This window comes from Thioalkalivibrio sp. ALE16 (assembly GCF_000381305.1).
Lineage (GTDB): Bacteria > Pseudomonadota > Gammaproteobacteria > Ectothiorhodospirales > Ectothiorhodospiraceae > Thioalkalivibrio.
On sequence record NZ_KB906354.1, the window covers coordinates 59,597 to 86,361 of the forward strand.

At 68.6% G+C, this 26,765-nt stretch carries 26 protein-coding genes, 1 pseudogene and 1 riboswitch; of the genes and pseudogenes, 11 read left to right on the plus strand and 16 right to left on the minus strand.

Features of this window, described 5'->3' with window-relative positions; all coding sequences use genetic code 11:
• Positions 1-51: 51 nt before the first annotated feature.
• Complete coding sequence (locus F627_RS0100320; protein ID WP_018867592.1) at positions 52-555, minus strand: hypothetical protein; 504 nt, start codon at positions 553-555, stop codon at positions 52-54.
• Positions 556-700: 145 nt separating this feature from the next.
• Between F627_RS0100320 and F627_RS0100325 the strand changes: the two genes are divergently transcribed.
• Positions 701-2,209, plus strand: coding sequence for a YdiU family protein (locus tag F627_RS0100325; protein WP_019582950.1), 1,509 nt, complete (start codon positions 701-703; stop codon positions 2,207-2,209).
• Positions 2,210-2,251: 42 nt separating this feature from the next.
• Here the strand turns inward: F627_RS0100325 and F627_RS0100330 are convergent, their stop codons facing one another.
• Together F627_RS0100330 and F627_RS0100335 are read right to left on the minus strand one after the other, a co-directional pair.
• Positions 2,252-3,511, minus strand: a complete 1,260-nt coding sequence (locus F627_RS0100330) for an inorganic phosphate transporter (RefSeq protein WP_018867590.1) — start codon at positions 3,509-3,511, stop codon at positions 2,252-2,254.
• 32 nt (positions 3,512-3,543) lie between these two features.
• On the minus strand, positions 3,544-4,224 hold the full coding sequence (locus F627_RS0100335) for a TIGR00153 family protein (protein WP_018867589.1): 681 nt from the start codon (positions 4,222-4,224) through the stop codon (positions 3,544-3,546).
• A 100-nt stretch (positions 4,225-4,324) separates the two neighbouring features.
• Positions 4,325-4,422: riboswitch (TPP riboswitch) on the plus strand.
• A 77-nt stretch (positions 4,423-4,499) separates the two neighbouring features.
• Between F627_RS0100335 and thiC the strand changes: the two genes are divergently transcribed.
• Positions 4,500-6,389, plus strand: coding sequence for a phosphomethylpyrimidine synthase ThiC (gene thiC, locus F627_RS0100340; protein ID WP_019582951.1), 1,890 nt, complete (start codon positions 4,500-4,502; stop codon positions 6,387-6,389).
• A gap of 30 nt (positions 6,390-6,419) precedes the next feature.
• Here thiC and F627_RS0100345 read toward each other — a convergent pair whose 3' ends face one another.
• The gene (locus F627_RS0100345; protein ID WP_019582952.1) at positions 6,420-7,517 is read right to left on the minus strand and encodes a diguanylate cyclase; all 1,098 of its coding nucleotides are present in this window, start codon (positions 7,515-7,517) and stop codon (positions 6,420-6,422) included.
• 41 nt (positions 7,518-7,558) lie between these two features.
• Positions 7,559-7,864 (minus strand): annotated as a pseudogene (locus F627_RS0100350) (DUF5362 family protein); the annotation flags it as partial.
• Positions 7,865-8,432: 568 nt separating this feature from the next.
• On the opposite strand from F627_RS0100350, the gene F627_RS0100360 reads away from it, so the two are divergent.
• Together F627_RS0100360 and F627_RS0100365 are read left to right on the plus strand one after the other, a co-directional pair.
• On the plus strand, positions 8,433-8,915 hold the full coding sequence (locus F627_RS0100360; protein ID WP_018867585.1) for an FHA domain-containing protein: 483 nt from the start codon (positions 8,433-8,435) through the stop codon (positions 8,913-8,915).
• Positions 8,916-8,935: 20 nt separating this feature from the next.
• Positions 8,936-10,636, plus strand: a complete 1,701-nt coding sequence (locus F627_RS0100365; protein WP_019582954.1) for a protein kinase — start codon at positions 8,936-8,938, stop codon at positions 10,634-10,636.
• 296 nt (positions 10,637-10,932) lie between these two features.
• Here F627_RS0100365 and F627_RS0100370 read toward each other — a convergent pair whose 3' ends face one another.
• The 3 genes from F627_RS0100370 to F627_RS0100380 form a co-directional block, all read right to left on the minus strand.
• Positions 10,933-11,970 carry a LysM domain-containing protein gene (locus F627_RS0100370; RefSeq protein WP_019582955.1) on the minus strand — a complete coding sequence of 346 codons (1,038 nt, stop codon included), beginning with the start codon at positions 11,968-11,970 and terminating at the stop codon, positions 10,933-10,935.
• Between the two features lie 52 nt (positions 11,971-12,022).
• Complete coding sequence (locus F627_RS0100375) at positions 12,023-12,859, minus strand: PP2C family serine/threonine-protein phosphatase (protein ID WP_019582956.1); 837 nt, start codon at positions 12,857-12,859, stop codon at positions 12,023-12,025.
• A gap of 75 nt (positions 12,860-12,934) precedes the next feature.
• Complete coding sequence (locus F627_RS0100380) at positions 12,935-13,885, minus strand: PDC sensor domain-containing protein (RefSeq protein WP_019582957.1); 951 nt, start codon at positions 13,883-13,885, stop codon at positions 12,935-12,937.
• 148 nt (positions 13,886-14,033) lie between these two features.
• Between F627_RS0100380 and F627_RS0100385 the strand changes: the two genes are divergently transcribed.
• The gene (locus F627_RS0100385) at positions 14,034-14,552 is read left to right on the plus strand and encodes a GNAT family N-acetyltransferase (protein WP_019582958.1); all 519 of its coding nucleotides are present in this window, start codon (positions 14,034-14,036) and stop codon (positions 14,550-14,552) included.
• Positions 14,553-14,554: 2 nt separating this feature from the next.
• Here F627_RS0100385 and F627_RS0100390 read toward each other — a convergent pair whose 3' ends face one another.
• The 7 genes from F627_RS0100390 to F627_RS0100420 form a co-directional block, all read right to left on the minus strand.
• Entirely contained in the window at positions 14,555-14,767 is a 213-nt protein-coding gene (locus tag F627_RS0100390) for a hypothetical protein (RefSeq protein ID WP_018867579.1), read from the minus strand.
• 139 nt (positions 14,768-14,906) lie between these two features.
• Positions 14,907-15,911, minus strand: coding sequence for a hydrogenase expression/formation protein HypE (hypE, locus tag F627_RS0100395; RefSeq protein ID WP_019582959.1), 1,005 nt, complete (start codon positions 15,909-15,911; stop codon positions 14,907-14,909).
• A complete protein-coding gene (gene hypD / locus F627_RS0100400; protein WP_019582960.1) occupies positions 15,908-16,996 on the minus strand; it encodes a hydrogenase formation protein HypD in 1,089 nt (362 codons plus the stop codon). Before hypD ends, hypE begins: the two co-directional genes overlap by 4 nt.
• Positions 16,993-17,247, minus strand: coding sequence for a HypC/HybG/HupF family hydrogenase formation chaperone (locus tag F627_RS0100405; RefSeq protein ID WP_018877027.1), 255 nt, complete (start codon positions 17,245-17,247; stop codon positions 16,993-16,995). The genes hypD and F627_RS0100405 overlap by 4 nt, the downstream gene beginning before the upstream one ends.
• Positions 17,248-17,251: 4 nt before the next feature.
• On the minus strand, positions 17,252-19,558 hold the full coding sequence (gene hypF, locus F627_RS0100410) for a carbamoyltransferase HypF (RefSeq protein ID WP_019582961.1): 2,307 nt from the start codon (positions 19,556-19,558) through the stop codon (positions 17,252-17,254).
• Positions 19,555-19,815, minus strand: a complete 261-nt coding sequence (locus F627_RS0100415; RefSeq protein WP_018863238.1) for a hydrogenase maturation nickel metallochaperone HypA — start codon at positions 19,813-19,815, stop codon at positions 19,555-19,557. Before F627_RS0100415 ends, hypF begins: the two co-directional genes overlap by 4 nt.
• 10 nt (positions 19,816-19,825) lie before the next feature.
• Positions 19,826-20,173 carry a DUF3024 domain-containing protein gene (locus tag F627_RS0100420; protein WP_018877025.1) on the minus strand — a complete coding sequence of 116 codons (348 nt, stop codon included), beginning with the start codon at positions 20,171-20,173 and terminating at the stop codon, positions 19,826-19,828.
• Positions 20,174-20,364: 191 nt separating this feature from the next.
• Between F627_RS0100420 and F627_RS0100425 the strand changes: the two genes are divergently transcribed.
• Positions 20,365-20,673, plus strand: a complete 309-nt coding sequence (locus F627_RS0100425; protein WP_018867573.1) for a response regulator transcription factor — start codon at positions 20,365-20,367, stop codon at positions 20,671-20,673.
• 42 nt (positions 20,674-20,715) lie between these two features.
• Here the strand turns inward: F627_RS0100425 and F627_RS0100430 are convergent, their stop codons facing one another.
• Complete coding sequence (locus F627_RS0100430; protein ID WP_019582962.1) at positions 20,716-21,849, minus strand: acyl-CoA desaturase; 1,134 nt, start codon at positions 21,847-21,849, stop codon at positions 20,716-20,718.
• Between the two features lie 308 nt (positions 21,850-22,157).
• On the opposite strand from F627_RS0100430, the gene F627_RS0100435 reads away from it, so the two are divergent.
• From F627_RS0100435 to ubiB, 5 genes are all read left to right on the plus strand, one after another.
• Positions 22,158-23,063 carry a DMT family transporter gene (locus tag F627_RS0100435; protein WP_019582963.1) on the plus strand — a complete coding sequence of 302 codons (906 nt, stop codon included), beginning with the start codon at positions 22,158-22,160 and terminating at the stop codon, positions 23,061-23,063.
• A 186-nt stretch (positions 23,064-23,249) separates the two neighbouring features.
• On the plus strand, positions 23,250-23,615 hold the full coding sequence (locus F627_RS0100440; RefSeq protein WP_018867570.1) for a gamma-butyrobetaine hydroxylase-like domain-containing protein: 366 nt from the start codon (positions 23,250-23,252) through the stop codon (positions 23,613-23,615).
• Positions 23,616-23,628: 13 nt separating this feature from the next.
• On the plus strand, positions 23,629-24,378 hold the full coding sequence (gene ubiE / locus F627_RS0100445; protein WP_018867569.1) for a bifunctional demethylmenaquinone methyltransferase/2-methoxy-6-polyprenyl-1,4-benzoquinol methylase UbiE: 750 nt from the start codon (positions 23,629-23,631) through the stop codon (positions 24,376-24,378).
• Positions 24,379-24,385: 7 nt separating this feature from the next.
• The gene (locus F627_RS0100450; RefSeq protein ID WP_019582964.1) at positions 24,386-25,006 is read left to right on the plus strand and encodes an SCP2 domain-containing protein; all 621 of its coding nucleotides are present in this window, start codon (positions 24,386-24,388) and stop codon (positions 25,004-25,006) included.
• The gene (ubiB, locus tag F627_RS0100455) at positions 25,006-26,694 is read left to right on the plus strand and encodes a ubiquinone biosynthesis regulatory protein kinase UbiB (protein WP_026331981.1); all 1,689 of its coding nucleotides are present in this window, start codon (positions 25,006-25,008) and stop codon (positions 26,692-26,694) included. The genes F627_RS0100450 and ubiB overlap by 1 nt, the downstream gene beginning before the upstream one ends.
• Positions 26,695-26,765 lie beyond the last annotated feature (71 nt).

A 26,765-nucleotide genomic window follows, 5' to 3' on the forward strand; every position in this document is an offset into this window, starting at 1 on the left:
GGGCCTTGCCGGACGGACACGGGGAGAGCGCGACCCCGTTCGCCGCGAGCCTTACCTGCGATCCAGCGTGGACTCCAGCACTTCCCAGTGCACGTTGCCGTGGACGACCTCGTAGGCCAGCAGCAACTGGCCATGCGCGGAGTCACCCTCGAAGTTCGCCAGCACCCATTGGTGGTTGAGTACGTGGATGCCGTCGCGGCGGAAGGCGTATTCCTCGCCCGCCGGGGCCTCGTGGGGGATCAGGTCGGTCTGCGGCATCAGGTCGTCGGCCAGGCGCTCATTCGGGCGCACCATGCCGCGGCGTTGCAGGTCCTGGATGTGGGCGTTGGTCAGACCCAGTTCCACCGGGCGCGGGACTTCGTGGCGGGTGTACTGCTGCAGTTGCATCTGCGCCTGCAGCAGGTCGCGGTTGGCCTCCGACAGATCCTGTTCCAGACCGTTGCCGCGGGCGATGTAGATCGCCAGCACGACCACGAAGAACAGCATGAAGCCGAGCCACACCAGGCGTTCGCTGGTCTTCAGGTTCTGCGGCTTGGGGTTGTCTTGTTCGGACACGGGGCTTGCCTCCGGGATGCATGCGGACGGCCGGTGGCCACGGGCCCCGGCCGGGGAATGAACGTGCGACCGCCGTGGGTTCCTGAACCGGGGTCGTTGCGACGCGCATGATAACCCCTGACACCGCAACCTGCCGAGCTGCCCCATGTCGGTCCACGACCCTGCACAATCTGACCTCCCCGATACGGAACTGGAGTGGATCAACCGCTTCGCCCGGTTGCCGGAGGCTTTTTATGACCGGCCCGCCCCGGCCCCGTTTCCCGGCGCCAACTGCCTGGCCGCAAGCCCCGACATGTGCGATCGCCTGGACCTGGACCCGGCCGCGTTGGAGCGCGATCCGTGGTTGGGGGTCTGTACCCGGGGGAGCGAGCTGCCGGGCGCCGAACCCCTGGCATCGGTTTATGCCGGTCATCAGTTCGGAGTATTCGTGCCACAGTTGGGGGATGGTCGCGCCAAGCTGCTCGGCGAGGTCCGAACCGCCCGGGGCGAGACCTGGGAACTGCAGGTCAAGGGGGCTGGGCCAACCCGGTACTCGCGAGGGGCGGACGGTCGTGCGGTTGTCAGGTCCTCGGTGCGCGAGTACCTGGTCTCCGAGGCGATGGCGGCGCTGGGTGTGCCTACCACGCGGGCCGTGGCGCTGTTTGGTTCCAGTCTGCGGGTCTATCGCGAGCGCATCGAACCGGGGGCCATCGTGCTGCGGGCGGCGCCGTCCTTCCTCCGCTTCGGCCATTTCGAGTACTTCCACTACAACGGCTACAGCGCGCGCCTGCAGGAGCTGATCGACTATGCCCTGGCGCACGACTATCCGGAGCTGGTGGATGCCGAAGATCCGGTGGCTGCGATGCTGGAGGCGGTGATTGGACGCACCGCGGAGATGATCGCGGACTGGCAGGCCATCGGGTTTTGTCACGGGGTGATGAACACCGACAACATGAGTCTGGCCGGGCTGACCATCGACTATGGTCCGTTCGCCTTCATGGATGCCTTCGACCCCAGCTACATCTGCAACCACACCGACCAGGGCGGGCGCTACGCCTTCGATCAGCAGCCGCAGATCGCGCAGTGGAACCTGATCCGCCTGGCCGAGACCCTGGTGATTTACTTCGCCGACCCTACCCGGGAGGCGGCGATCGAGCGCGCCAAGGCCTTGCTGCAGGATTTCCAGCCGCAGTACCGCCGTGCCTGGCTCGCGCGCATGCGGGCGAAACTCGGCCTGCAGGCGGCGCAGGAAGGCGACGAGGCCCTGATCCAGGACCTGCTGGCCCGCATGGCGGCCGAGGGCGTGGACTACACCCGCTTTTTCCGCCAGTTGCCGGATCTGGAGCAGGCGGAGACGCGCGCGCAGCTGGAATTGGAACTGGAGGATCGGGACGCCTGGCAGGCATGGTGGTCGCGCTACCAGGCACGCCTGGCGCAGGAAGCCCGGGCGGCGGATGCGCGCCGGGCGGCGATGAACGCGGTCAACCCGAAGTACATCCTGCGCAACCACCTGGCGCAGGCCGCGATCGAGCGGGCCGAGGCCGGTGATCCCTCCGAGGTGCAGCGCCTGCAGCGGATTCTCGCCCGGCCGTTCGACGAGCAGCCCGAGTTCGAGGCCTATGCCGATCTGCCCCCGGCGTGGGCCAGCGGCATCCAGCTGAGTTGTTCGTCCTGACCGGACGGAATGCGTGCGGGGTGTGGAATGAATGCCCCGAGCTTACCCGAGGATGCCGCGCAGGATGTAGAAGTAGACCACCGCGAGGATGGCCCCGGCCGGCAGGGTCACGATCCAGGACAGGAAGATCATCCGCACCAGCCCCAGGTTGATCGCGGCGATCCCGCGCGCCAGGCCCACCCCGAGGATCGCGCCGACCAGGGTGTGCGTGGTGGAGATCGGCAAGCCGGTGCCCGAGGCCAGCACCACGGTCGCCGCCGCCGCGGCCGTGGCCGCATAGCCACGACTGGGCGTGAGCTGGGTGATGCCGGTGCCGACGGTCGCGATGACCTTGTGGCCGTAGGTGAACAGGCCGAAGACGATCCCGAACCCGCCCAGCAGCAGCACCCACATCGGCACGACCGTCTCGGTGCTCACATCGCCGGTCTGGATCACGTCCACGACCGCGGCTAGCGGCCCCACCGCATTGGCGACGTCGTTGGAGCCCAGGGCGAAGGCCATCGCGCAGCCGGTCACCACCATCTGGACGCCGAACACCTTCTCGACATTGGCAAAATGGGAGCCCTCTTCGCCCACGCCCGTGGGGTCGTCGAAGCGCAGGCGGCGGATCGCCATCATCCCGAGCACGACCACCACCGCGCTTACCAGGGTGGCGAAGCCATAGGCCTGCAGCGTCGTCAGGTCCAGCCCGACATGGGTCAGTCCCTTGAACATCGTGACCAGGGCGGTGACGAAGGCCGTCAGGAAGATGTACAGCGGGGCCCAGCGCTTGGCGTTCTTCAGCGGATCGACGGTGTCCAGGATCAGGATCTGCACACTGCGGAACAGGGCAAACGCAATCATGCCGCCGACCATGGGCGACACCACCCAGGACATCGCGATGGTCCCGACGCGCTCCCAGCGCACGACCTCGAAGCCCAGCCCGACCACGGCAAAACCGATGATGGCCCCGATGATCGAGTGGGTCGTGGAGACTGGCCAGCCGAAATAGGACGCGGCCAGGAGCCAGCTCCCGGCGGCCGCCAGGGCCGCCAGCATCCCGTACACGAGCAGTTCGGGGTTGTCCGCCATCAGGCTGGAGTCGACCATCCCGCTGCGGATGGTCTGGGTGACCTCGCCGCCGGCGAGCCAGGCCCCGGAGAATACGAAGATCGCGGCGACAAAGACCGCCTGGCGGATGGTCAGCGCGCGCGAGCCGACCGAGGTACCCATCGCATTGGCGACGTCATTGGCGCCGATGCCCCAGGCCATGAACAGGCCGAAGATCACTGCAAGGCCGAGCAACAGGGTGCTGTATTCCATGCGGTCCTCGGTTCCTTACTTGGTATGGCCTGTTACTTCGCCAGCATCAGTTGCAGGCGGCTGCCTACACGCTGGGCCAGGTCGGCCAGCTCGCCGATCGAGTCGATCACGCGGTACATGAAGATCACGTTAACCGGGGGCAGCTCCGCCTCCTGGGCGAACAGGATCTCGCGCACCTCGCGCTGGGCCTCGTCGGATTCGTGCTCGATCTGGTCCAGTTCGGTAAGGATGCCGTTGACGACCTCGACCTCGTGTCCGCGGAAACCCGCCTCCACCAGTTCGTCCAGTTCGTTGATCGCCCGACCGGCCTGATCGACCGCATCCACGCTGCGGTCGAGGAAACGCTTGATCGGTTCCCGCATGTTGTCGGGGAACTGCATCTGGCGGCCCAGCATCAGCCCGGCGATGTCCTTCGCCATGTTGGCGATGCGATCCTGGATCAGCAGGGTATCCAGCACGTCGCGGCGCGACATCGCCAGCATCATGCCCTTGGGCAGGTGCAGCCGCAGGTCCTTCTTCAGGCGGTCGGCCTCGCGCTCCAGCTTCGCGATCTTGCGCTGCTGCTCGCGCGCGGTCTCCCAGTCATCGCGCGCCATGGCCTCCATGAACGGGGGGAGCTCGGCGATGCAGGCGCGGATCTTCTCCATGTGCGCCTGCAGCGGGCGCACCGGGGAACGGCCAAACAGCTCGAAGACGAAGTTCTTGGGGGACATGGCGGCGCGAAGGTTGTCACAAAGCCATAATCTAACGCAAAACACCGTGGCCCGCGCGGACTTGTTCGTGTCGAGGCCGCCGTTCTGCGCTAGACTCTTGGATCAGAGCTGGGGGTGCCCGCCGTGGATGCGGGCTGAGAGAGTCCCCTTGAACCTGAACCGGTTAACACCGGCGGAGGGAAGCTCGGTCAACGGTCTGCTGTACCCGGGGTCCCTGCCCCCGCGATCGCCCTGCCCGCGCTCCCTTCGCCTCACGCGACAGCAGAGGTCCGATCATGAGCGCCATCCCCGAGTCGTTTGCCCGCAAGACCGCCGAGGTCTCCGCGGAGGTCACCCGCCCGTTCCCGAACTCCGAGAAGCGCTACGTCGAGGGGTCGCGCGCGGACATCCGCGTGCCGTATCGCGAGGTCGCGCAGACGCCGACGATGACCTCCGGCACGCCCGAGGAGAACCCGCCGATCCCGGTGTACGACACCTCCGGCCCCTACACCGACCCCGAGGCGAGCATCGACCTGCACCGGGGCCTGGCGGACCTGCGCGGCCCGTGGATCGACGAACGCGCGGACACCGAGTGGCTGGACGGCCCGAGTTCGGAGTACGGCCGCGCCCGCGCCGCCGACCCGGAGCTGGCCCGCCTGCGCTTCGAGCACATCCGCCCGCCGCGCCGGGCGAAGGCCGGCGCGAACGTCTCGCAGATGCACTACGCCCGCAAGGGCATCATCACCCCGGAGATGGAGTTCGTCGCGATCCGCGAGAACAACCGCCTCGAGGCGCTGCGCGCCGACCCGCGCTACCGGAAGCTGCTGCGCCAGCACGCCGGCGAGTCATTCGGCGCCTCCATCCCGGACGAGATCACGCCTGAATTCGTGCGCGCCGAGATCGCCCGCGGCCGCGCGATCATCCCCGCGAACATCAACCACCCCGAGCTCGAGCCGATGATCATCGGCCGCAACTTCCGGGTGAAGGTGAACACCAACATCGGCAACTCCGCGGTCACCTCCTCGATCGAGGAAGAGGTGGAGAAGCTCGTGTGGTCCGCGCGCTGGGGCGGCGACACCCTGATGGACCTGTCCACCGGCAAGAACATCCACGAGACCCGCGAGTGGATCCTGCGCAACTCGCCGGTACCGATCGGCACCGTGCCGATCTACCAGGCGCTGGAGAAGGTCGACGGCAAGCCCGAGGACCTGACCTGGGAGCTGTTCCGCGACACCCTGATCGAGCAGGCCGAACAGGGCGTGGACTACTTCACCATCCACGCCGGCGTGCGCCTGCAGTACGTGCCGCTGACCGCCGACCGCGTGACCGGCATCGTCTCCCGCGGCGGTTCGATCATGGCCAAGTGGTGCCTGGCGCATCACCAGGAGAACTTCCTCTACACCCACTTCGACGAGATCTGCGAGATCATGCAGGCGTTCGACGTCTCCTTCTCGCTGGGGGACGGCCTGCGCCCCGGTTGCCTGGCCGACGCCAATGATGCCGCCCAGTTCGGCGAGCTGGAGACCCTGGGCGAGCTGACCCAGAAGGCCTGGGCGCACGACGTGCAGGTGATGATCGAGGGCCCCGGCCATGTCCCGCTGCAGAAGGTCAAGGAGAACGTCGACAAGGAGCTGGAGGACTGCTTCGAGGCGCCGTTCTACACCCTCGGCCCGCTGGTGACCGACATCGCCCCGGCCTACGACCACATCACCTCCGGCATCGGCGCGGCCAACATCGGCTGGTACGGCACCGCGATGCTCTGCTACGTGACACCGAAAGAACATCTGGGCCTGCCCAACAAGCAGGACGTGCGCGACGGCATCATCACCTACAAGATCGCCGCCCACGCCGCCGATCTGGCCAAGGGCTTCCCCGGCGCCCAGCTGCAGGACAACGCACTCAGCAAGGCGCGCTTCGAGTTCCGCTGGGAGGACCAGTTCAACCTCGCGCTGGACCCGGAGCGCGCGCGCGAATTCCACGACGAGACCCTGCCGAAGGAGGCGCACAAGGTCGCCCACTTCTGCTCCATGTGCGGCCCCAACTTCTGCTCGATGAAGATCACCCAGGACGTGCGCGACTACGCCGCGGCCCAGGGCATCTCGGAGGACGAGGCCCTGAAGAAGGGCCTGCAGGAAAAGGCGGTCGAGTTCGTCGAGAAGGGCGCGAAGATCTACCGCGAGGTGTAGGCCAGCGGGGCTGGCCCGGGTCAGGACGCCCTACCGCACCTCGATGCGGTCACGGCCGTTCTCCTTCGCCGCATACAGGGCCTGGTCGGCACGATCAAAGGTGTCGACCCGGCTTTCACCCGGCCGGTATTCGGTCACGCCGAAGCTCGCGGTGCGCCGCCCGACCGTCTCGAAGTCGAAGGCATTGATACGGGCCTGCAGGTCATAGGCGACCCCCTGTGCCTGCGCGACGGACGTCTGCGGTAGCAGCACGAAGAACTCCTCGCCCCCGATCCGGCCGATCGCATCCACCTCGCGCAGATTCTGGCGCAGCAGGTCCGCGAACTGTCGCAGCACGCGGTCACCGGCACTGTGCCCCCAGGTATCGTTCACCGCCTTGAAGTGGTCGATGTCCATCAGGATCACCGAGAACGGTTCGCCGTAGCGCTCGGTGCGGGCCCGCTCCGCCTCGAACAGGCGCTCGATATGGGCGCGGTTCCATAGCGAGGTCAGCTCGTCGACCTGCGCCGAGCGTTCCAGCTGGCGTTGCTGCAGGAAGCTGTGCTTGCGCGCATGCTCCAGCATGAAGGCACTCAGCGCACCGAAGCTGAAGGCGGCCAGCACCCATAGGAGATGCAGCTGGATCAGCTCGCCCTGCATGGGATCGCGAAAGGCGGCGACAATCACCAGCGCCACGATGGCGGTGGCGGCCATCGTGGCCGGGCGCAGCGGCAGGCCCGATATTGCGAAGGTCCACATGATGCTGAGGTAGATCTCGGGGGCGAACACCAGGAACTGCGGCGACCCGGTGTTCAGATAGAGATTGGCGCCATTCGCGATCACCGGCGCTACCATCAGCAGGGCCCACATCGGCCGTTGCAGGGGGGCCCGCAGGCTCATCGCGGCCACCGCCAGCAGCAGGCCGGGCACCAGCATCGCATGCGCGACCAGCCGTTCGCTGTGCAGGTCCGCCGCCACAGACTGTTCGACGGCGCTGAACAGGAGGTACATCAGGGCCGTCAGCAGCGCGACATAGCGGACCTGCGGGATACGCGCCTGGCGATGCCAGGCGTCGAACGCCTGTTGAACCGCGGTGTCTTCCCGGTGCAGCGGGTCCCAGAGGGCCCGTGGGCGCCTGGTGTTATCCAAGCCTTGACTCCTTTTCTGGCCCGAGCCCCGGGCGAGGGTACCTACATGGCGCCGCTCATGCCCCCCATACCCATCAGTCCGGCGCCGATCCCGAAGATCATGCCCAGCACCATCAGGATCAGGTAGATCAGCAGCAGCACACCGAAGATCGTGAAGTAGATCCGCAGGCGCCCGAGCGCGTACTTGATCGCCTCGGGGTCGCCGCTTTCGAAGGCGCGCTGGGAGGCACCGGCGGCCTGCATCAGAACCACGCCGGCCCAGATCGGGATCCACGCGATGATGATGCCGATGATCGACAGCGCGGTGAGTACGCCGGAGATGATCAGCATGATGCCGATCAGCTGCATTCAGGGCGACGCTTAGCCATTCGCGCCCTCGCGCTCGAGTCGATTTTGCGTGCTGACAAGGCGCGGTGACTGCCGTGCAGTCACTCTGCACAAAAGAGCCGCAACGCCGTCAGCGGGCAAAATCGGCCGAGCCCCTTCGGGGTTGGCGCCCCATTTTCCCCGATCCTGCGTTGCGTCACTTGCCGGTAGCACCACTACCGGCTGCGCGCCGCGCCTGGTCTCGGAAAAAATGGGGCGCCAACGCGAGGGCGCGAATGGCTAAGCGTCGCCCTTAAATTTCCCGCGAACGAGCGGCTCGATCAGGCCCCGGAGGTCGGCCGTGCTGGTTGCGTCCTGTTCCATGTTCAGACTCCTTGTCGTGTTGGCTGGTCGTGACGGGTGGGTCTCCGGAGCATAGCAGGCCGCCTCATGCTGTGACGCATTCGTTGTTTTGGCGCGTGCAGCCCGTGCATACTCGACCGGGTGCAAGCCCGAAGAGCAGGGCCGGGTCACGGCTCGAGAAGCAGGGGGATGTATGAGCGATCAGGGACGACGCAGGGATGCCGGCCGCAGCGGGCCGCAGGGCACGATGCTGTTTCAGGGGCAGGCCGTGCCCGAGCCGGAGGCGGTAGCCGATCCCGCCGGCGAGGAGACCCCGCCCGGTGGCCATCCGGTGCTGGTGGGGCTCTCCGAGCCCTTCGGCCAGCAGCGCCTGACGCTCAAGCCGGGCAAGCGCTCGGTCGGTCGCCAGGCGGACAACGACATCGTCCTGCAGGAGGGCAGCGTGTCCTCGCAGCATGCCTGGCTGGTCAACGACGGGGGCGAGTGCCGGGTGGTCAACCTGCTCTCCACCAACGGGACCTGGGTGAACGACGAGAAGGTGCACGAGGCCGTGCTGAAGGACGGCGACCATGTCCGTTTCGGGCGTGCCGAGTTCGTCTTCCGCCGCCGCGATGACGGCTCCGATGCCCGACCCGGTGGTGGCCGCCGGTCGCGCTGGCGCTGGCTCGGTATCGCGGTCGTGGTCCTGGTGCTGGCGGTGATCGCGCGCATCCTGCTCGAGACAGCCTGAGGGCCGGGCCCGGCTCCCCCATGCAGCGGATCGGGCGCTACGGGGTCGGCGAGGAGATCGGTCGCGGTGCGATGGCCGTGATCCAACGTGGTTACGACCCGGACATCCGCCGGCCGCTGGCCATCAAATCCCTGCAGCCCGACTACGCCTGCCGCCCCGAGTATCGCCGGCGCTTCCTGGCCGAGGCCCGCGCGGCCGGCACGCTGACCCACCCGGGTATCGTTACCATCTTCGATGTCGGCGAGTCGGATCACCAGCCGTTCATCGCGATGGAGCTGCTGGACGGAATCACGCTCGCGGAATTTGCCGACCAGTTCCGTCCGTTGCTGCTGCGCAATGTCCTGAAGATCGCCATCCAGCTGGTGGAAGCGCTCGATTACGCGCACCGGCATGGTGTGGTGCACCGGGATATCAAGCCGGAAAACATCATCGTCACCAGCGCCACGGCCAATATCAAGGTGATGGACTTCGGCATCGCCCGCACCCTCAGCGATCCCGACTGGCGGGCCGACGATGATGGCTATGTCGCCGGTTCCCCACACTACATGGCCCCGGAGCAGGTGCGCGGCCAGCCCACCGATGCGCGGGCCGACCTGTATTCGGTCGGCGTGGTGCTGTACGAACTCCTGACCGGCGCCACGCCGTTTCGTGGCCACGATGTCGAGACGCTGCTGACCCGGGTGGTCCGGGACCCCGTACCGTCACCCCGAGTCATCGTGCGCGACTGCCCGCAGGAACTGGTCGAGCTGGTATTGCGCCTGCTGGCGAAAGACCCGGACCAGCGCTATCAGTCGGCGGGCGAACTGCTGGTGGACCTCGAACGCATCGAAGAGCAACGCAGCGAACGTGAGCGGGCCGGGGCGGGCCGCCGCATCGTCCCGTTGCGGTTGCGCTGGGCGGCGGTGATGGGGGTCCTGGTCGCGGTCACGCTGGTCGTCGGCGGGGCCCTGGTCCACCAGAAGCAGAATGCGGTGATGACCGACCTGGCCTTCGACTATGGCTCCACGCTCGCCCAGATCATCTCGGTGGAGAGCGCCGAGGACCTGCTGCTGGAGGACACCATCGCGGTCCAGGGCCGCCTGCGCGACATGCAGGCCAACCGCGAGATCGCCCTGCTGAGCGTGGCGGACCATCGCGGACGGGTGGTGGCCAGCAGCGATCCCGAGGCCATGGGCCAGCCGTATCAGCCGCCGCCCGAGGAGCATCTCCTCCAGCGCCGCGACGGCCAGGCCGTGTGGTCCGTGGCCGGGCCGGATGGCGGGGAGCTGTTCCTGTTCGAGGCCCCGGTGCGCTACCAGGATCACCACATCGGCCAGCTCCAGGTCGGGTTGTCCACCGGGTCGCTGCGTGCGGCCAACGAGGCCACGTTCATGGCCCTGCTGATGCTCACCCTGGTCACGTTGCTCGCGGTGCTGCTGGGGGCCTACGTCCTGGCCCGGCGCCTGCAGGAACCCCTGGACCGCCTGCGCGGGGCCCTGGACCAGATCGGTCAGGGACGGCTGGACACGCGCATCCGGGCCCGGCGTCGGGATGACTTCGAACGTGTCTTCAGTGCCTACAACGCGATGGCGGATTCGCTGGAGGCGCGCATGAAGCGGCGCACGGACGGGGTGAGCGAACCCGGCACCGGCCACGCAGCATCTGCCGGGGACCGGACCCAGGAACTGGCCCCCGAGGATCTGCCGTCCGAGGCGGCCCCGAGACGGACCGGAACCGACTAAGGAAACACTGATCCCTGTACACGCTCGCGTTGGCACCCCAGGTTTTCCGAGACCAGGCGCATCGTGCAGCGGGTAGTGGTTCTACCGGCCCGTTTCGGATGGATTTGGGGCGCAACGCAGAATCGGAAAACCTGGGGTACCAACCCCGAAGGGGCTCGGCCCCCCGTTGCTATCAAAAACGGGTGCGCGAACGGCGTTGCGGCTCCCTTGTGCAGAATGACTGCATGGCGGTCACCGCGCATTAAACGCACGCAAAAGCGACTCGAGCGCGAGCGTGTACAGGGATCAGTGTTTCCTTAACCGTCGAGGGCGTCCAGCCGGCGCTGCAGTTCCAGCGCGCGCAGCCGGTACCCGCGGGCCGCCTCGAACTCGGGGTCGATCGCCAGCGCCTCGTCCCACAGCGCGATCGCGGTATCCAGGTCCTGGTTGCGGTAGCGCACGATGGCCTCTGCATGGAGGGCCTCCTTGTGCTGTTGCTCCAGTTCGGCGTGGTGCTGGCGGGCGCCGGAATGCTGCGGGTCCCGCGCGAGCACCTCGCCGAAGGCCTCGAGCGCCTCTGCGGTGTCCCCGGCTGACCGGGCCTCCAGACCGCGCTGGTACCAGTGGCCCGTTTCGGCCTCGCGCGCCAGGGGCTCCAGCCAGTCGGCCCACTGCGTCTCCGCCTCGGGGCGCTGCCGGGCCCGCTCCACGACCTCCAGGGCCGCGCCGTAACGCTCCGCAGCCAGATCGGCCTCAATCGCCCGGCGCAGGCCGTCCTCGCCCACCCCGGGGGCGGCATCCGGATCCAGCGCGGTCAGCTGATCGTCCAGGTCGCTGGTGCCGCGTGGCAGATCCGATGCGTCTCGGGGGATGCGCAGCCGCTGCCCGACCAGCAATCGGTCCGGGCGCTCGAGGTCGTTGTACCGAGCGAGGATCACGAAGCGGTTGGCATCCCCCAGGTGTTCGCGGGCCAGTCGGGCCAGGGTCTCACCGGGTTCCACCGTGTGCTCGAAATGCGCCTCGCCGAGCATGGCCCGCGGATCCCCGGAAAGCTGCTCGCGCAGATGACGGGCGGCGTGGTTCCGCGGCTCGTCCGCGAGGACCCGGTCGAGCGCGACCTGTGCCCGGTCCATCTCGCCGCGCTGCAGGAGCTGCACGATCTCGGCGATCTCGAGACGTTCGATCTCCGGTTCTTCCGCTGCCGGTTCGGGCGCGGGGGGTTCCGCAGGCGCCGTTTCTTCCTCGGCCTCCGCATCCGGGTTGAATACCCCCTGCAACTGCGCGCAACCGGGCAGCAGCCCGGCCAGTGCGGCGAGCAGAACGAGGCGTAAAGGCAAGGTGCGGAACTGCGTCATGGCAAGATCTTCGGTTCGGGCGCGGTGCGGCGCCCGGAGTATACGATCGGCATCAGTCCAGCGGCCACAGCAGGATCGCCAGCGCCGCGGCGAGCAGTAGCAACAGCGCCAGCGTCGGCTGGATACGGGCCTTCAGGTGCCGGCGCCAGAATCGGCCACGGGGTCGCGCCGCCCGCCAGGTGGCGAGCGCCACGTTGTCGCCGCCGGGCCCGGCGCGCCGCGCCGCCTCGCGGGCCGCCTCGGTGGTCGCGGTGCCCAGATCGGGATGGTCCAGCAGTTCGACGATCGCGTCCGGCGCGAACTGTTCCCAGAAGCCGTCGGAACACAGCAGGAAGCGGGTCTGGGCGGTCACGGGCGCCGCGTCATGGTCGACCTGTATGGGATCGACCACGCCCAGACCCTGCAGCAAGCGATTCTGCTCCGGGTGCGTAGCCATCTCCGCCTCGCGGATCATCCCCTGGTCGACCAGCTGCTGCACCCGTGTGTGGTCGTGCGTGCGGCCCTGCAGGCGGACCCCCTCGATGTGATACAGGCGGCTGTCGCCGCAATGGGCCCAGCAGGCCGAGTCCGGCGTAACGTACAGGGCTACCAGTGTGGTTCCGGGACGCTGGGCCGGATCGGCGCCGCCTTGTTCCAGCAGGGCCGCATGGGTCTCCTGGAACAGGCTCTCCAGTAGGGCGGGGCCATCCGCGGTCCGCCCCGCGCAGCGATTCCACAGGCGTTCGGCCGTCGCCACGGCCGTGCGCGACGCTTGCGCCCCGCCCTCGTGGCCGCCCATGCCATCGGCCACCAGCAGCAACGCAGTTTGCCCGTCGGGACCGTGCAGCACGGTCACCGCATCCTGCTGCTCGGCGCGGCCACCTGTCTCCCTGGCGTATCCGGTTTCCATAGGCATGTAGCCCCGGTGATCCTGTACCCATGATGACCGAGATGGGCGGCCCGCGACAGCCCGGGCCGGGACCCTTTACCCGGTGGCGCCGATCCAGAACTCGATGGAGCGGCCGAGGAACTCGTCCCAGGTCATGTAGTGCGAGCCGTCACAGGAGAAGGTGAGGCTGACCATGCCATTGAACAGGTTGATGGAGGCGGAGCGCAGGTAGATGGTCTCGTCCGCGTAGCGCAAGGCCTTCAGCCCCTCCAGTACCCGGCCGACCTCGTCCTTCGGGATGAGTGCCTCCTCGGGGTACGGCTCGTGCGGAAACGCCAGGCACACGTCGGGATCGCCGAGGGATTCGTGGGTCAGGATGCGGTAGCGGTACGGGTCCTCGGTGGTCCACAGCGTGGCGCGTGAACTGGAGAAGTGGAATACCCCCTGGAACACCCCGCGCTCGGTGAACAGTTCCTCGATGATGGCCAGGGCCGTATCCATGTTCTGGTCCATCAGGCTCTCGGTACGGCTCTGCAGGAACAGCGTGCCGCGGATGGACGGATCGCCCTTGATCTGCCGCCACTCGTTCGGCTCTTCGTACAGGTCCTCGGAAAAGTCGGGCAGGTTGCGCAGGTCAAAGTCCGCTCCGAGAAAGCCCAGCGCATTGCCGTCGCTGTCGCGAACCAGCTGCAGCGCGGTCAGCGAGGGCCGCCGTCCGAGCAGGCTGATGTAGGCATCCGAAAGCAGGAAGCCCGTCGCCGGCACGACCTCCTTCATGTACGGGCGTTGTGACCGGTCGCGCCCGAAATGCTCCGGCAGTACGCCGCTGCGCGAGATGTTGTCGGAGAGCTGGATGCCCCGGGTATTCAGGGCATAGACGAACGTGGCCTCCGGGATCTGGCGGATCGCCTCTTCCAGAATCGAGTCCAGGTCCTCGCGGCGCGGCCAGACCGCGGACAGCCGACGCGCGATGGTGGCCAGAGGCTCCTGCAGCTTGTTCTCGAGGTACTCGCGCTGGTGCTCGATCGCCTTCTTCAGTTCCGTCATGGTGCGGGGTCGTCTCCTTTCGGTGCGGCGCGGATTATCCCCGATCGGGGGTTTCGTTGTCGTGAAGGGCCTCGTGGCTCCATGCGTTTGGCACTTCGCGTTGCGCAAAAGGTCCGAGCAGGAACCGTGCCGACAAACCTGATGACCGATGCCCGAAACCACAACCTCCCTTACCACCTTGACTGCCCGTGCCGCGCGCCCAGTGGATCTCGATGCCATCAACCGCCTCGTCGCCGAGGCGATCGAGGACTGGCCGCTGCCCGAGCGCGTGCGCCGCCTGGCCCTGCCGGCCTACCGCTACACCGAGGCCGACCGGATGTTCCTCGACATGGTCGTGCTGGAGTGCGCAGGCGACGTGGTCGGCGTCGCGGCCTGGGAGGCGGCGGGGGCCCAAGAACTGCCGGAGGGTATACCGGATGGCCTTCTGCTCCACGGCCTCTATGTCGGGCGCGCCGCGCGCGGGCAGGGGGTGGGGCGGCAACTGGTCGAGGCCAGTCGCGCCGCCGCAAGGGAGGCCGGTGTCGCCGGGGTGCTGGTCAAGGCCCAGGCCTCCGCCGCCGGTTTCTTCGCCGCCATGGGATTCGTCCCGGTGCCGGTCCGCGATCGCGACCGGGATTACGAACAGCGTTACTGGTGGCCGGCGAAGGGCGCGTCCTCTCCGCCCTGAGCTCAGCGCCGCGGGCGCTTGCGGTGCCACTGTCGGGCAAACAGCCCCACGATGATCGCCATGGCCAGAAGGCCCAGGCCCAGCGGCCACGCGTGTTCCGGAGCGCTCAGGAAGTGAAGCAACGAGAACCCTTCGCCATGGCCGTGCCCCGGGTGGGCCAGAGCGGGGCTGCTGGCGAGCGTGAGGACTGCGGGAATCAACGGGCGCATCGACATCGGGGGTTCCTCCTGATTGAACCGGGGGGATCACCATAACGCCCGGCGGCCGCCGCCGTCATGCGCGTGATCCCGTGTCGTCGTGAGCACTCCATCGGGCGGTTTCCGTGGTCCCTCGGCAGGCGCTGCAAACAGCGACTCAGCAGATGCGGGGCAACTGCTCGCCGGCGGGCAGGATCACCCGGCGTTCCACGCCGGTCGCGAGGCGTCGGATGACCGCGGGTTCGCCCGCCTCGGCCTGGCCGATCGCAACGGCCCCGGCCGTCTCCGGTCGTGACCGCAGCACGCTCAGGGCATGTTCGGCCGCGGGTTCCGGCACGGCGGCCAGGAAGCGCCCCTCCGAGGCGCTGTGCAGCGGGTCCAGCCCGAGGATCTCGCAGGCCCCGCGCACGTCCTCGCGCACCGGGATGGCTGCGTCCTCCAGTATCAGGCGGCAGCCCGAGGCGTCCGCCAGTTCCTGCAGCGCGGCCACTGTGCCGCCGCGGGTCGGGTCGCGCAGGGCATGCACGGGCACATCGGCTGCCAGCAGCGCGGCCACTGCCCCGGCGACCGGGGCGCTGTCGCTGGGGATCGGCGGGTCCAGTCCCAGGCCCTCGCGCGCGGCCAGGATGGCGACGCCATGCCGGCCCAGGTCACCGCTGGCCAGCAGCATGTCGCCCGGCCGGATCGCGTCCGGTGCGATCCGCACGCCCTCCGGCACGATGCCCACCCCGCTGGTGCTGAGGTAGGCCCCGTCGCCGCGCCCGGCCTCGACCACCTTGGTATCGCCGGCCACCACCCGGACGCCGCATTCTTCGGCGGCCGCGCTTACGGAGGCGAGGATGCGCCGCAGGTCCTCCAGGGGCAGCCCCTCCTCGAGGATCAGGCCCAGCGTCAGCCACAGCGGCCGCGCCCCGGCCATCGCCAGATCGTTGACCGTGCCGTGTACCGCGAGGCGGCCGATGTCGCCACCGGGGAAGAACAGGGGTCGCACCACGAAGCTGTCGGTGGTCAGCGCCAGGCGTCCGTGCGGTGCATTGAGCACGGCGGCATCGGGGGCGCCGCGGGCCGGGCTGCCCAGTGCCGGCAGGATCACCTCGTCCAGCAGCTTCGCCTGCAGCCGACCCCCGCCCCCATGCGCGAGGCGGACCACCTCCGTGGTCATGCCCCGCCCCGGTAGTGCAGATAGGCGGCGCAGGCCCCCTCGGAGGACACCATCGGCGCGCCCAGCGGGGTGTCCGGGGTGCACTCGCGGCCGAAGGCCGGGCACTCGGTCGGTCGGCGCAGCCCGCGCAGGACCTCGCCGGCGATGCAGGGCCCGTCCGCGCCGGTCGCGGGGGCCGCGATCCCGAAACGCGCGACCGCATCGAAGCGGGCGTAGGCCGGGCGCAGGCCCAGCCCGCTGGCGGGCAGGCGGCCCATGCCGCGCCAGTCGCGTTCCACCGGCTCGAACACGCGACTGACCGCATCGCGCGCGGCGGCATTGCCGTCGTCGCGGGCGGCCCGGTCATAGCGGTTCTCGACCCGGGCCTCGCCGCGTTCCAGCTGCTCCACACAGGCCCGGATCCCGGCCAGCAGGTCCACCGGCTCGAAGCCCGTCACCACGATGGGCACCCGGAAATGCTCGGCGATCGCCTGATAGGCCGCCGCCCCCTCCACGGTGCAGACATGCCCGGCGGCCAGAAAGCCCTGGATGCGGTGGGCCGGGTCCGTCAGCAGGGCCTCCATCGCCGGCGGCACCAGCGAGTGCGAGACCAGCAGCGACAGGTTGGACAGCCCCAGGGCCTCGGCCTGCAGTACCGTGATCGCGGCGGCCGGGGCGGTGGTCTCGAAGCCCACCGCAAGCAGCACCACCTCGCGCTGCGGGTGTTCGCGCGCCAGCGCGACCGCATCCAGCGGCGAGTAGATCACGCGCACATCCCCGCCGGCCGCGCGCGCGGCGTTCAGGTCGCCCAGCGCGCCGGGTACGCGCAGCATGTCGCCGAAGGTGCACAGCATCACCTCCGGGCGGCGGGTCAGCAGTACGGCCTGGTCCAGGGTCTCGGTCGGGGTCACACAGACCGGGCAGCCGGGCCCGTGGAGCAGCTCGACCGAGCCCGCCAGCAGGTCGTCCAGCCCGTGGCGCAGGATCGCGTGGGTCTGGCCGCCGCAGACCTCCATCAGGGTCCAGCGCCGGGTGCAGGCCGCGCGGATCGCCTCCGCTTGGCGCAGGATCAGCGCCGGGTCGCGGTATTCGTCGAGGTGCCTCACGGGCCCTCCGGCGCGGGCGGCTCGTGCTCGGGGATCTCGCGCAGTGCGGCCAGGGTGCGTTCGGCCGCGGCCTCGTCGATGGTGGCGATCGCGATGCCGGCATGTACCAGCACGTAGTCGCCCGGCCCGGCCTCCGGCGTGCAGGCCAGCGAGACCGTGCGGGTGACGCCGCCGAAGGCCACGCGCGCCTGGCGGAACAGCGGGTCGTCACCTTCCACGCTGTCGATACGACCGGGGATGGCAAGGCACATCGGCTCAGTCTCCGTTCGGTGGCACAGCGGCCCGGCGCGCGATCACCGCCTGACCGAGCGCCAGCCCGCCGTCGTTCGGCGGTATGTGCTGCGGCCACAACGGGCGGAAGCCGGCGGTTTGCAGGGCGTCCACGCATTGTTGCAGCAGTCCCCGATTCTGGAAGCATCCGCCGGTCAATGCCACGGTTTCTCGTTCGCCCGTCCGGGCGGCCGCCACCGCGAACCGCGCCAGTGCGCTATGCAGCCGCGCGGCGATCGCCCCGGGGGTGGCACCGGCCGCCTTCGCCGCCAGCAGGGCGGTGATCAGCGGGCCCCAGTCCGCCTGCCAGGGCATGGCGTTATCCAGCACGAGATCCGGGCCATCCACCGTGCCCGGTGCGGCCTCTGCTGCCTGCTGCACCAGCATCGCGGCCTGCCCCTCGAAGCCGGCACCGGTGCGCAGCCGGGTCAGGGCCGCCACAGCATCGAACAGCCGCCCGACGCTGCTGGTCCAGGGCGCGTTGACGCCGCGATCCAGGGCGCGGAGCAGCGCTGGCCACTCGGCATCGTCGAACAGGGCCCGCGCCGGGCTGGCCGCCAGGGCCGCCGTATCGCCCGCGAAGTGCGCATGCAGCAGCCCCAGCAGCGCGCGTCGCGGCTCGCGGATTGCGGCCTCGCCCCCCGGCAGTCGGAACGGGCGCAGATGGCCCGCACGCTGCCAGTCACCGTCGGCGTCCACGGTCAGGCACTCGCCCCCCCAGAGCGTCCCGTCCGTACCCAGCCCCGCGCCGTCCCAGACCAGCGCCAGGACCGGGTCCTGCACCCCGTGCTCGGCCAGACAGGCCGCGGCATGGGCGTGGTGGTGCTGCACGGGGAAGACCGGCACGCCCGGGCGCTCGGCGAGTGTGGTAGAGGCATAGTCCGGGTGTCGGTCGCATGTGATGCGCTCGGTCTGCACGCCGCAGAGCCCGGCCAGCGCGCGGGCCTCGCTGTCGAGGCGGCGCAGGGCCGGATCGCTGTCGAGGTCGCCGACGTGGGCGCCGACCACAACCTCGCGGTTCAGGGCCAGCGCCGGTGCCGCCTTGAGGTGGCCGCCCAGCGCCAGCGTGACCAGGCCGGGCTGCGGCAGCGGGATGCGCAGGGGCATGGCTCCCCGTCCCAGGCGCAGGCACTGCGGCTGCCCGGCCGCGATCTGGAACACGCTGTCGTCCAGCGGCCGCGCAATCGGCCGGTCGTGGTCGAGGATGGCATCCGCGATCCCGCCCAGCCGAGCCACCGCCTCCTCGCCGGAGATACAAAGCGGTTCGCCGCTGCGGTTGCCGGAGGTGCAGACCAGCGGGGTCGCGAGTGCGTCCAGCAGCAGCTGGTGCAGCGGTGTGGCGGCCCGCATCAGCCCGAGGCGGTTCAGCCCCGGGGCGATGTTGTCGGCCAGCGGCGCGCCGGGCTGGCGATCCACCAGCACGATCGGAGCCTCCGGGGCATCTAGCAGGCCCCTTTCCGCATCGGATACGTGGGCCAGACAATCCAGCCAGTCGCCGTCCGGCAGCAACACCGCCAGCGGCTTTTCCGGGCGCTGCTTGCGCGCTCGCAGGCGGGCGATGGCCTCCTCGCGGGTGGCGTCCGCCAGCAACTGGAACCCGCCCGCGCCCTTCAGGGCCAGGATCTGCCCCGCGCGCAGGGCCGCCACAGCGGCCTCCAGTGCCGCATCCCCGGTGGCCTGTTCGGTGCCGTCCGGCGCGCGCAGCAGGAGCCGGGGCCCGCAGTCCGGGCAGGCCATCGCCTCGGCATGGAAGCGCCGATCCCCCGGGTTCTCGAACTCCGCACGACAGGCCGGGCACAGCGGGAAGTCATGAAGGGTGGTGCCGGCACGATCCCAAGGCAGCGCCGTGGCAATGCTCCAGCGCGGGCCGCAGGCCGTGCAGGCGGTGAACGGGTAGCGGTAGCGCCGCGCCGTCGGGTCGCGGATCTCGGCCAGGCAGTCGGGACAGGGGGCGCGGTCCGGGGCCAGGGCCGGGGCGCCGCCTCGGTTCGGCCCCGTAGTGAGCCGGAAGCCGGCTGCGCCGGTGGGGGTTACGGGGCTGACAGAGATGTCATTGACACGTGCGGCCACCGGCGCCTCTTGCGCCAGTGCCGAACGAAACGCATCCAGGCGAGCCGCGTCCCCCTCGACCTGGATCACCACGCCCTCGGGCGTGTTGCCGACCGTGCCGGCCAGCGCCAGCCGTTTTGCCAGCGCCGCGACGAATGGGCGAAATCCCACGCCCTGCACCCGGCCGGTGACGACCAGGCGCCAGCGCTCCCGCGCCGGGCTAAGTGTCGCGGGCGTGTTCACGCCACGTCCAGGCTCCGCAGCAGGATCTGTTGCGCCTCGGGGTGGGTCTCGTCGTCGGAGGTCTCCACCTCCAGCTCGGCGCCCTCGGCCAGCGTGCCGCGGGTGCCATCCTCGAAGTGCTCGCGAAAATGCTCCGGCGTGATGTGCGACAGCGCGCCCAGCCAGACCCGCACCCGGGTGACCCGCTCGGCGTTGTTATCCGCCGCCACCTGCTCGATCTTGCGCATCAGGTCGGCCATCAACGAAAACTCGTGCATCCGTGTTCCCCTATCCGAAAAAGCAGGCGTACTCGTCTTTCTCCACCACACTCAGCACATCCTCCAGCGAGGCCAGTTCCGGGTGTGGGTCGTAGCCGTGCCACTTCAGGTCTGCCCGTTGCCAATAGAGTTTCCAACGGCCCGATTTGCGCACGAACGTGGCCTTGAACACCGGGTGTTCCATGACCCTTGTGGGAGCATCCATCAGCGGGCGCACTTCGTACAGCACCACGCTTTGGCCTTCGAGACGCCAGACAAGGTCCAGACGGTCTCGAACATGGGCGGGCGGTCGGCGCCTTTCCATGAACCCCTCCATCACTTTTTCAATCCGCTTGCGCTCGAATTCGCTCAGGGCCATATGTATCCGTTCTCCGTTGCTGTCGGGGCCAATCGCTGGCTAGTCGGGGTCGGCAAAGTGACGATCCCGATAGTTTAGAGTGTGTGCCACGAGACAGCGCTGAAGCGATCCTACGGGCAAGGCTGCCCGTGTCCGGCCAAGTCTCCGTAAAGCGCGACCCCTTCCACCAGCCGACCCCCTCGGGAGACCTCATGCAGATTAACCTCGACACCCCGGATCTGATGACCCGCGTACGGCTGGAGTCGCGCTGGCGTTCGGCCGGGGCCGTGGTCACCTCCAGCCAGACACCGGAGGCGCCTGACCTGGTGGTGGTCGATCTCGGCAGCCGTGGCGTGGAAGCGGTATCGAGCTGGCGCGAGCGCTACCCGGACGCAACGATCCTGGCCTTTGGCCCGCACGTGGAAGGGGCCATGCTCAAGGCCGCGCGCCAGGCGGGCGCCGACGAGGTCGTGGTCCGCGGCAAGGTGGCCGATCGGGTTGCTTCCAAGCTGGGGTGCTGATTGAACCGGAAGGCGTTCGGCCGCGTCATCCGGCGCCCGCGCTCACGCCGTACCGCCTCTGCGTGAGGCGGACAGAGCGCGCAGGCGGCGGCGCTGCATCTTGAGGCGATACTCCAGCTCCTTGAACTGGGTGTGCAGTTCCGTGCGCAGCCAGCGGTCGTTCAGGACCTCGCGCCCGGCCCGCATGTTGCGCGCATGGACCTCCTGCCACTGGTTCACGATTTCACGGAAGCGCTGGTACTCGCGCTCCAGGGTCGCGCGCCAGTTGTCGTGGATTGCGCCCGCTGTGTCGGCGTTGAGCAGCCGGCGAAACTCGGTGTGCAGCCGCGCGCGCAGGATCTTGAATCGCGGCGTCCAGCGCCGGTCATACACCAGTCCCGTCCAGGCAAAAAGGTTGATCAGCCATTTCGAGGGGTCGTACTGCCACCAGCGCACCCCGTTGCGGTAGTCCGCCTGAAAGGCGTGGTGGAAGTTGTGGTACCCCTCGCCCCAGGTGAGCAGGGCGACCAGGCCGTTGTCCACGGCGGTGTTCTCGTCGCTGTAGGGGCGCCGGCCCCACCAGTGCGCCAGGGAGTTGATGAAGAACGTGAAGTGGTGGCTGAGCACCAGGCGCAGCACGCCGGACAGCAGCAGCATGCCGACCACATCGCCGAACGCCAGCCCCAGCAGCAGCGGCAGGCCCAGATTCAGCCCCCATGCGAGCGTCCAGTAATGACGGTGCTGCCACATTACCACCGGGTCCTTCGCCAGGTCCTTCACGCGCGAATAGTCGGGCTCGCTGGTGGGCCAGTTGCGCAGCATCCAGCCCATGTGGGCGTGCCAGAAACCGCGCTTGATCGAATGCGGATCGCGGTCCACGTCATCCACGTAGCGATGATGCACGCGATGCCGCGCGCCCCAGTTGTAGATGCTGTTCTGCAGTGCCAGGGCGCCACTCAATGCCAGCAGAACGCGCAGAGGCCCACGCGCCTTGAGGGTGCGGTGCGCCCACAGCCGGTGATAACCGACCGTGACGCCCAGCCCGCTCAGCACCAGGAACAGCCCGAAGAACAGCCAGGCCGCGCCGCTGAAACCCTGGGTGAACCACCACCACGGCACCAGCGTGACGGCGGCCAGGTTGGTCAGTACGAAGAAAACTGCCGGGGTCCAGGCAATCGGAGGGGAGCGTTCGGACATCGGGGAGACCTGCTGACGATCGGGGCGAGCGAGGGTGCTCGTTCATTCATACTGTATGAGACCACTGCGGGCGCAAGAAATGCCCTTGTGCCGGAAGGCCGGCCCCAGCGACCGGTCGGATGCGGGGCATTCCACCGGAGCCGACGTTCGGCGCCGGGTCTTTCCAACCGTGTCGGGCCTCCCTGTAAGATATGACGCTTGTTTCGAAGGCCGGCCCGGTCGCTCCCGTGGCCGAATACCCGCCATTGCTGGCCACGTCGAGTCACCGACTACGGCCCGTTACATCCAGCGATCAAAGGGAGTGATTGATGGGCCTCGGTGTTGGACTCGTGGTGCTGGCGGCTTTCTTCTGGGGGTTGTCCGGCGGGATCGGCGGCATCCTGATGGCCGAGGGCTGGGACGCCTTCGTGGTCTCGTTCTACCGCGGGGCCATCGGCCTGCTGTTTGTGCTGATCTGGCTCGCCTGGCGTCCCGGTGGCAGCGGGCTGGGCAGCGCCAAGATGTGGTTCTGGTCGGCCGTGGCCGGGCTGGGCGTGGCCGGCAACTTCGCGTTCTACTTCCTCAGCATCGCGCATGGCAGTGTGGCGGTCGCCGCCACGTTGATGTACTGCGCCCCGGTGTTCGTCTACATCATCTCCTTCGCCCTGCGGCTGGAATCCCCGACCACGCTCAAGCTGGTGGCCATCGCGATGGTCATGGTCGGCATCGTGCTGCTGACCCAGATCTACGACACCGGAGCGGGCAATGTGACCCTGATCGGCGCCGGTGCCGGCCTGCTGGCGGGCCTGTCCTACGCGATCTTCATCTTCGGCTTCAAATACGCCGGGCAGCACGGCAGCCCGCAAGCGATCCTGACGATTGCCTTCGGTGTGCTCGTCATCCTGCTGATGCTGCCGGGCGACAATACCCAGATGGTGGAGGTCCTGAGCACCTCCGACTGGCCGCTGTTCCTGGCCCTCGGCATCTTCGGTGCCGGGCTGTCGTTCGCGTTCTACATCAATGGCCTGCGGACTACAGCCCCCGCCGTTGCCTCGATCGTCGCGATGATCGAACCGGTCACCGCCACGCTGTTCGGCGTGGTGATCCTGCACGAAAGCCTGACACTGGTTCAGATCATCGGCATGGCCCTGATCCTGGTCACCGTCACCGCCCTCAGCGTGTCCTCCCGCGCCACGCCGCCCCCGGTCCCCGAGCGGGGCCGCGACGCCGAGTAGCGTTGTCGCACGGAGTTCCGGATCGCCCGCGCGATCCCTCCTGCCGGGCGGCAGGCCTTTGATGCGCGGGGAGATGCCACGCCGGTCTGCAGGGCTGGTATCCTCGCAGCCTGTTGATGGTGGCCGCTGCGGGCGGTCGCGCACGATCTTTCCGGGCTCGCCCGGACCGAGGATTCTGGAGGCTGCATGAGCAGTACGCACCGACCCACCGATATCCAGCTGCATCAGAAGTCGCGCATCCTGGAGTTGACCTACTCCGACGGGTCGCATTTCGAGCTGCCCTGCGAGTTCCTGCGCGTGTACTCGCCCTCGGCCGAGGTGCGCGGGCACGGGCCGGGTCAGGAGGTGCTGCAGGTGGACAAGGAGGACGTGAACATCACCGCGATCGAGCCGGTCGGCAACTACGCGGTGAAGCTGGTGTTCTCCGATGGTCACGACACCGGCATCTACGACTGGGACTATCTGCACAAGCTCGGCACGGAGCAGGAAAGTCTGTGGCAGGATTATCTGGATCGGCTGAAAGAGGCCGGCCACGAGCGCAAGACGCACTGACAACGGCAGCTTGATGAAAGAAGAACCCGGCAAGACCCACTTCGGCTACCAGACCGTACCCGAGTCCGAGAAGGCCTCGCGGGTCGGCGAGGTCTTCCATTCGGTCGCATCGCGCTACGACGTGATGAACGACCTGATGTCGATGGGCATCCATCGCATCTGGAAGCGCTACACCCTGGAGCGCACCGGGGTGCGCCCGGGCATGAAGATCCTCGACCTGGCCGGGGGCACCGGGGACCTGGCCGGGGCCTTTGCCCCACGTGTCGGGCCGAAGGGGCAGATCGTGGTCTGCGACATCAACGCCTCGATGCTGGAGGCCGGGCGCGACCGCATGCTGGACGAGGGCCATGTGGGCAACCTCGACTTCGTGCAGGCGGACGCCGAACAGTTGCCCTATCCGGATGACTACTTCGACCGCGTAACCATCGCCTTCGGCCTGCGCAACGTGACCCGCAAGGAACGCGCACTGGCTGAGATGCGCCGGGTGATCAAGCCGGGCGGGCGCGTGCTGGTGCTGGAGTTCTCGCAGCCGATGGCGCCGCTGCGCCCGCTCTACGATGTCTATTCGTTCAAGATGCTGCCGCTGATGGGCAAGCTGGTCGCCAACGATGCGGACAGCTACCGCTACCTGGCGGAGTCCATCCGCATGCACCCGGATCAGGAGACCCTGGCCGGGATGATGCGCGACGCCGGCCTGGAGAGGGTCGAGTACGACAACCTGACCGGCGGCATCGTCGCGCTGCATCGCGGCACAAAACTGTAACGTTTTCATGGCCGAACCCTTCGCTCTGCCCAGTCCGTTCACGGCCCTGATCGAGGCCACGCTGAACGAACACCTGGCGAGCGCGCCGGAGAAGGACCGGGCGCGCCTGGCCGGGCGCGCAATCGCCATCGTGATCGAGCCCCCGGGGCTGGCCCTTTCGCTGGTCGGGGCTGCCGACCGACTGCAGGTCATCGGCGGTGTCGAGGAGCCGGTGGATGTGCAGCTGGCGGGCTCGCCCCTGTCGCTGGCCGCGGCGCTGGGCCGCGACGACCGTTCCGGGCTGACCATCACCGGTGACGCCACCGTGCTCTCCGATCTGCAGCATGCGCTGCGGGATTCCGGAATCGACTGGGAGGGGCTGTTCGAGCGCTTTGCCGGCGCCGGGGCCGCCGGACCGCTGCGCCACCTGCTCGATCAGGCCCGCGGCAGCCTGCGCCACCTCGGCCGCCGCTCCGCCGAGGATACCGCCGACTATCTGCGCGACGAGCTCGAGTGGCTGCCGGCCGGCGGGGCCTTCGAGGCCTTTGCCGAGGACGTCGCCGACCTGCGTGACGGGGTCGCCCGCCTTGATGCCCGGCTGCGCCGTCTGGAGGCACAGCCCTCCGCACCTGACGACCGGCAGTGCTGATGCGCCGCGCGCTGTACCGGGGCCTGCGGCTGTGGACCATTGCGCGGGTCCTGGTGCGCTATCGCCTCGACGTCATCCTGTTTACGCTGAAGCCGCTGCGCCCGCTCAGCTTCCTGCTCTACCTCGCGCCCTGGAACTGGTTTCGCCGTACCGAAGGCACGCGCGGCGAGCGTATCCGCCGCGCGCTGGAGGACCTGGGGCCGATCTTCATCAAGTTCGGGCAGATGCTGTCCACCCGGCGCGACCTGCTGCCGGACGACATCGCGGTGGAGCTGGCCCGGCTTCAGGACCGCGTACCCCCGTTCCCGTTCGAGCAGGCGCGCGCCCTGATCGAGTCCGAGCTGGAGCGTCCGATCGAGATCGCCTTCGCCACCTTCGAGGACACCCCGATCGCCTCGGCCTCCATCGCCCAGGTGCACGCGGCCACGCTGCAGGACGGGCGCGAGGTCGTGGTCAAGGTCGTGCGCCCTGGCATCCTCAAGACCATCCGCGCGGATCTCGAGGTGATGCACCTGATCGCGGACCTGGCCGATCGCTACTGGTCCGAGGCCAAACGCCTGCGCCCGCGCGAGGTGGTGGACGAATACGAAAAGACCGTCACCGACGAGCTGGACCTGATCCGCGAGGGTGCGAACGCCGCCGCGATCCACCGCAACTTCGAGGACAGCCACCTGCTGTACATCCCGGAGATCATCTGGGACTACACGCGCCGCAGCGTGCTGGTGATGGAGCGCATCGGCGGCATCCCGGTGGCCGACATCGCCGCGCTGCGCGAGCGGAACGTGGATCTGAAGCTGCTGGCCGAGCGCGGGGTGGAGATCTTCTTCACCCAGGTGTTTCAGCACAACTTCTTCCACGCCGACATGCACCCGGGCAACATCTTCGTCGATGCCACCCACCCGGACGATCCCACCTACCTGGCGGTGGACTTCGGCATCGTCGGTTCGCTTCTGGATTCCGACCAGCGCTATCTGGCGGAGAACTTCCACGCGTTCTTCAATCGTGACTACCGCCGCGTGGCCGAACTGCACGTGGAGTCCGGCTGGGTGCCGAAGGACACGCGCGTGGACGAATTCGAGGCGGCCATCCGCACCGTCTGCGAGCCGATTTTCCAGCGCCCGCTGGACGAGATCTCCTTCGGCCAGGTCCTGCTGCGCCTGTTCCAGACCGCGCGGCGCTTCAACATGGAGGTCCAGCCACAGCTGGTGCTCTTGCAGAAGACCCTGCTGAACATTGAGGGCCTGGGCCGCCAGCTGTACCCGCAGCTGGACCTGTGGACCACCGCCAAGCCATTCATCGAGAAGTGGATGCACGAACGCATGGGCGTGCGCGCGTTCATCCGCAACGCCCAGCAGCACCTGCCGCGCTTGCTGGCCCATCTGCCGGAGATCCCGATGCATCTGGAGAAGGCGTTGACGGTGGAGGAGCAGCGCGCCGAGCGCGACGCCGCACTGCGCCGCCAGATCCTCGAGCTGGAAGACGGACTGAGACGACAGTCCCGACGACGCAACGAGGGCTGGGCCGGGGTCGCGTTGCTGGCGCTGGCCGGCCTGGCTACGCAACTGGAGGTGGCCAGCTGGCTGGGACTGCCCTGGCCGACCTGGCCGCTCGCCTTCGCCGGTGCCGGCGTGCTCCTGCTCGGTTTGCGCCCCGGTCCGCGGCGGCGGCGCCGAGACGTGAACGCCTGACCCCTACAAAGCCCCGCCCGACGATCGAATCCGACCGCTGAGCGGCGCGCGGCTGCTGTATTAACAAACCC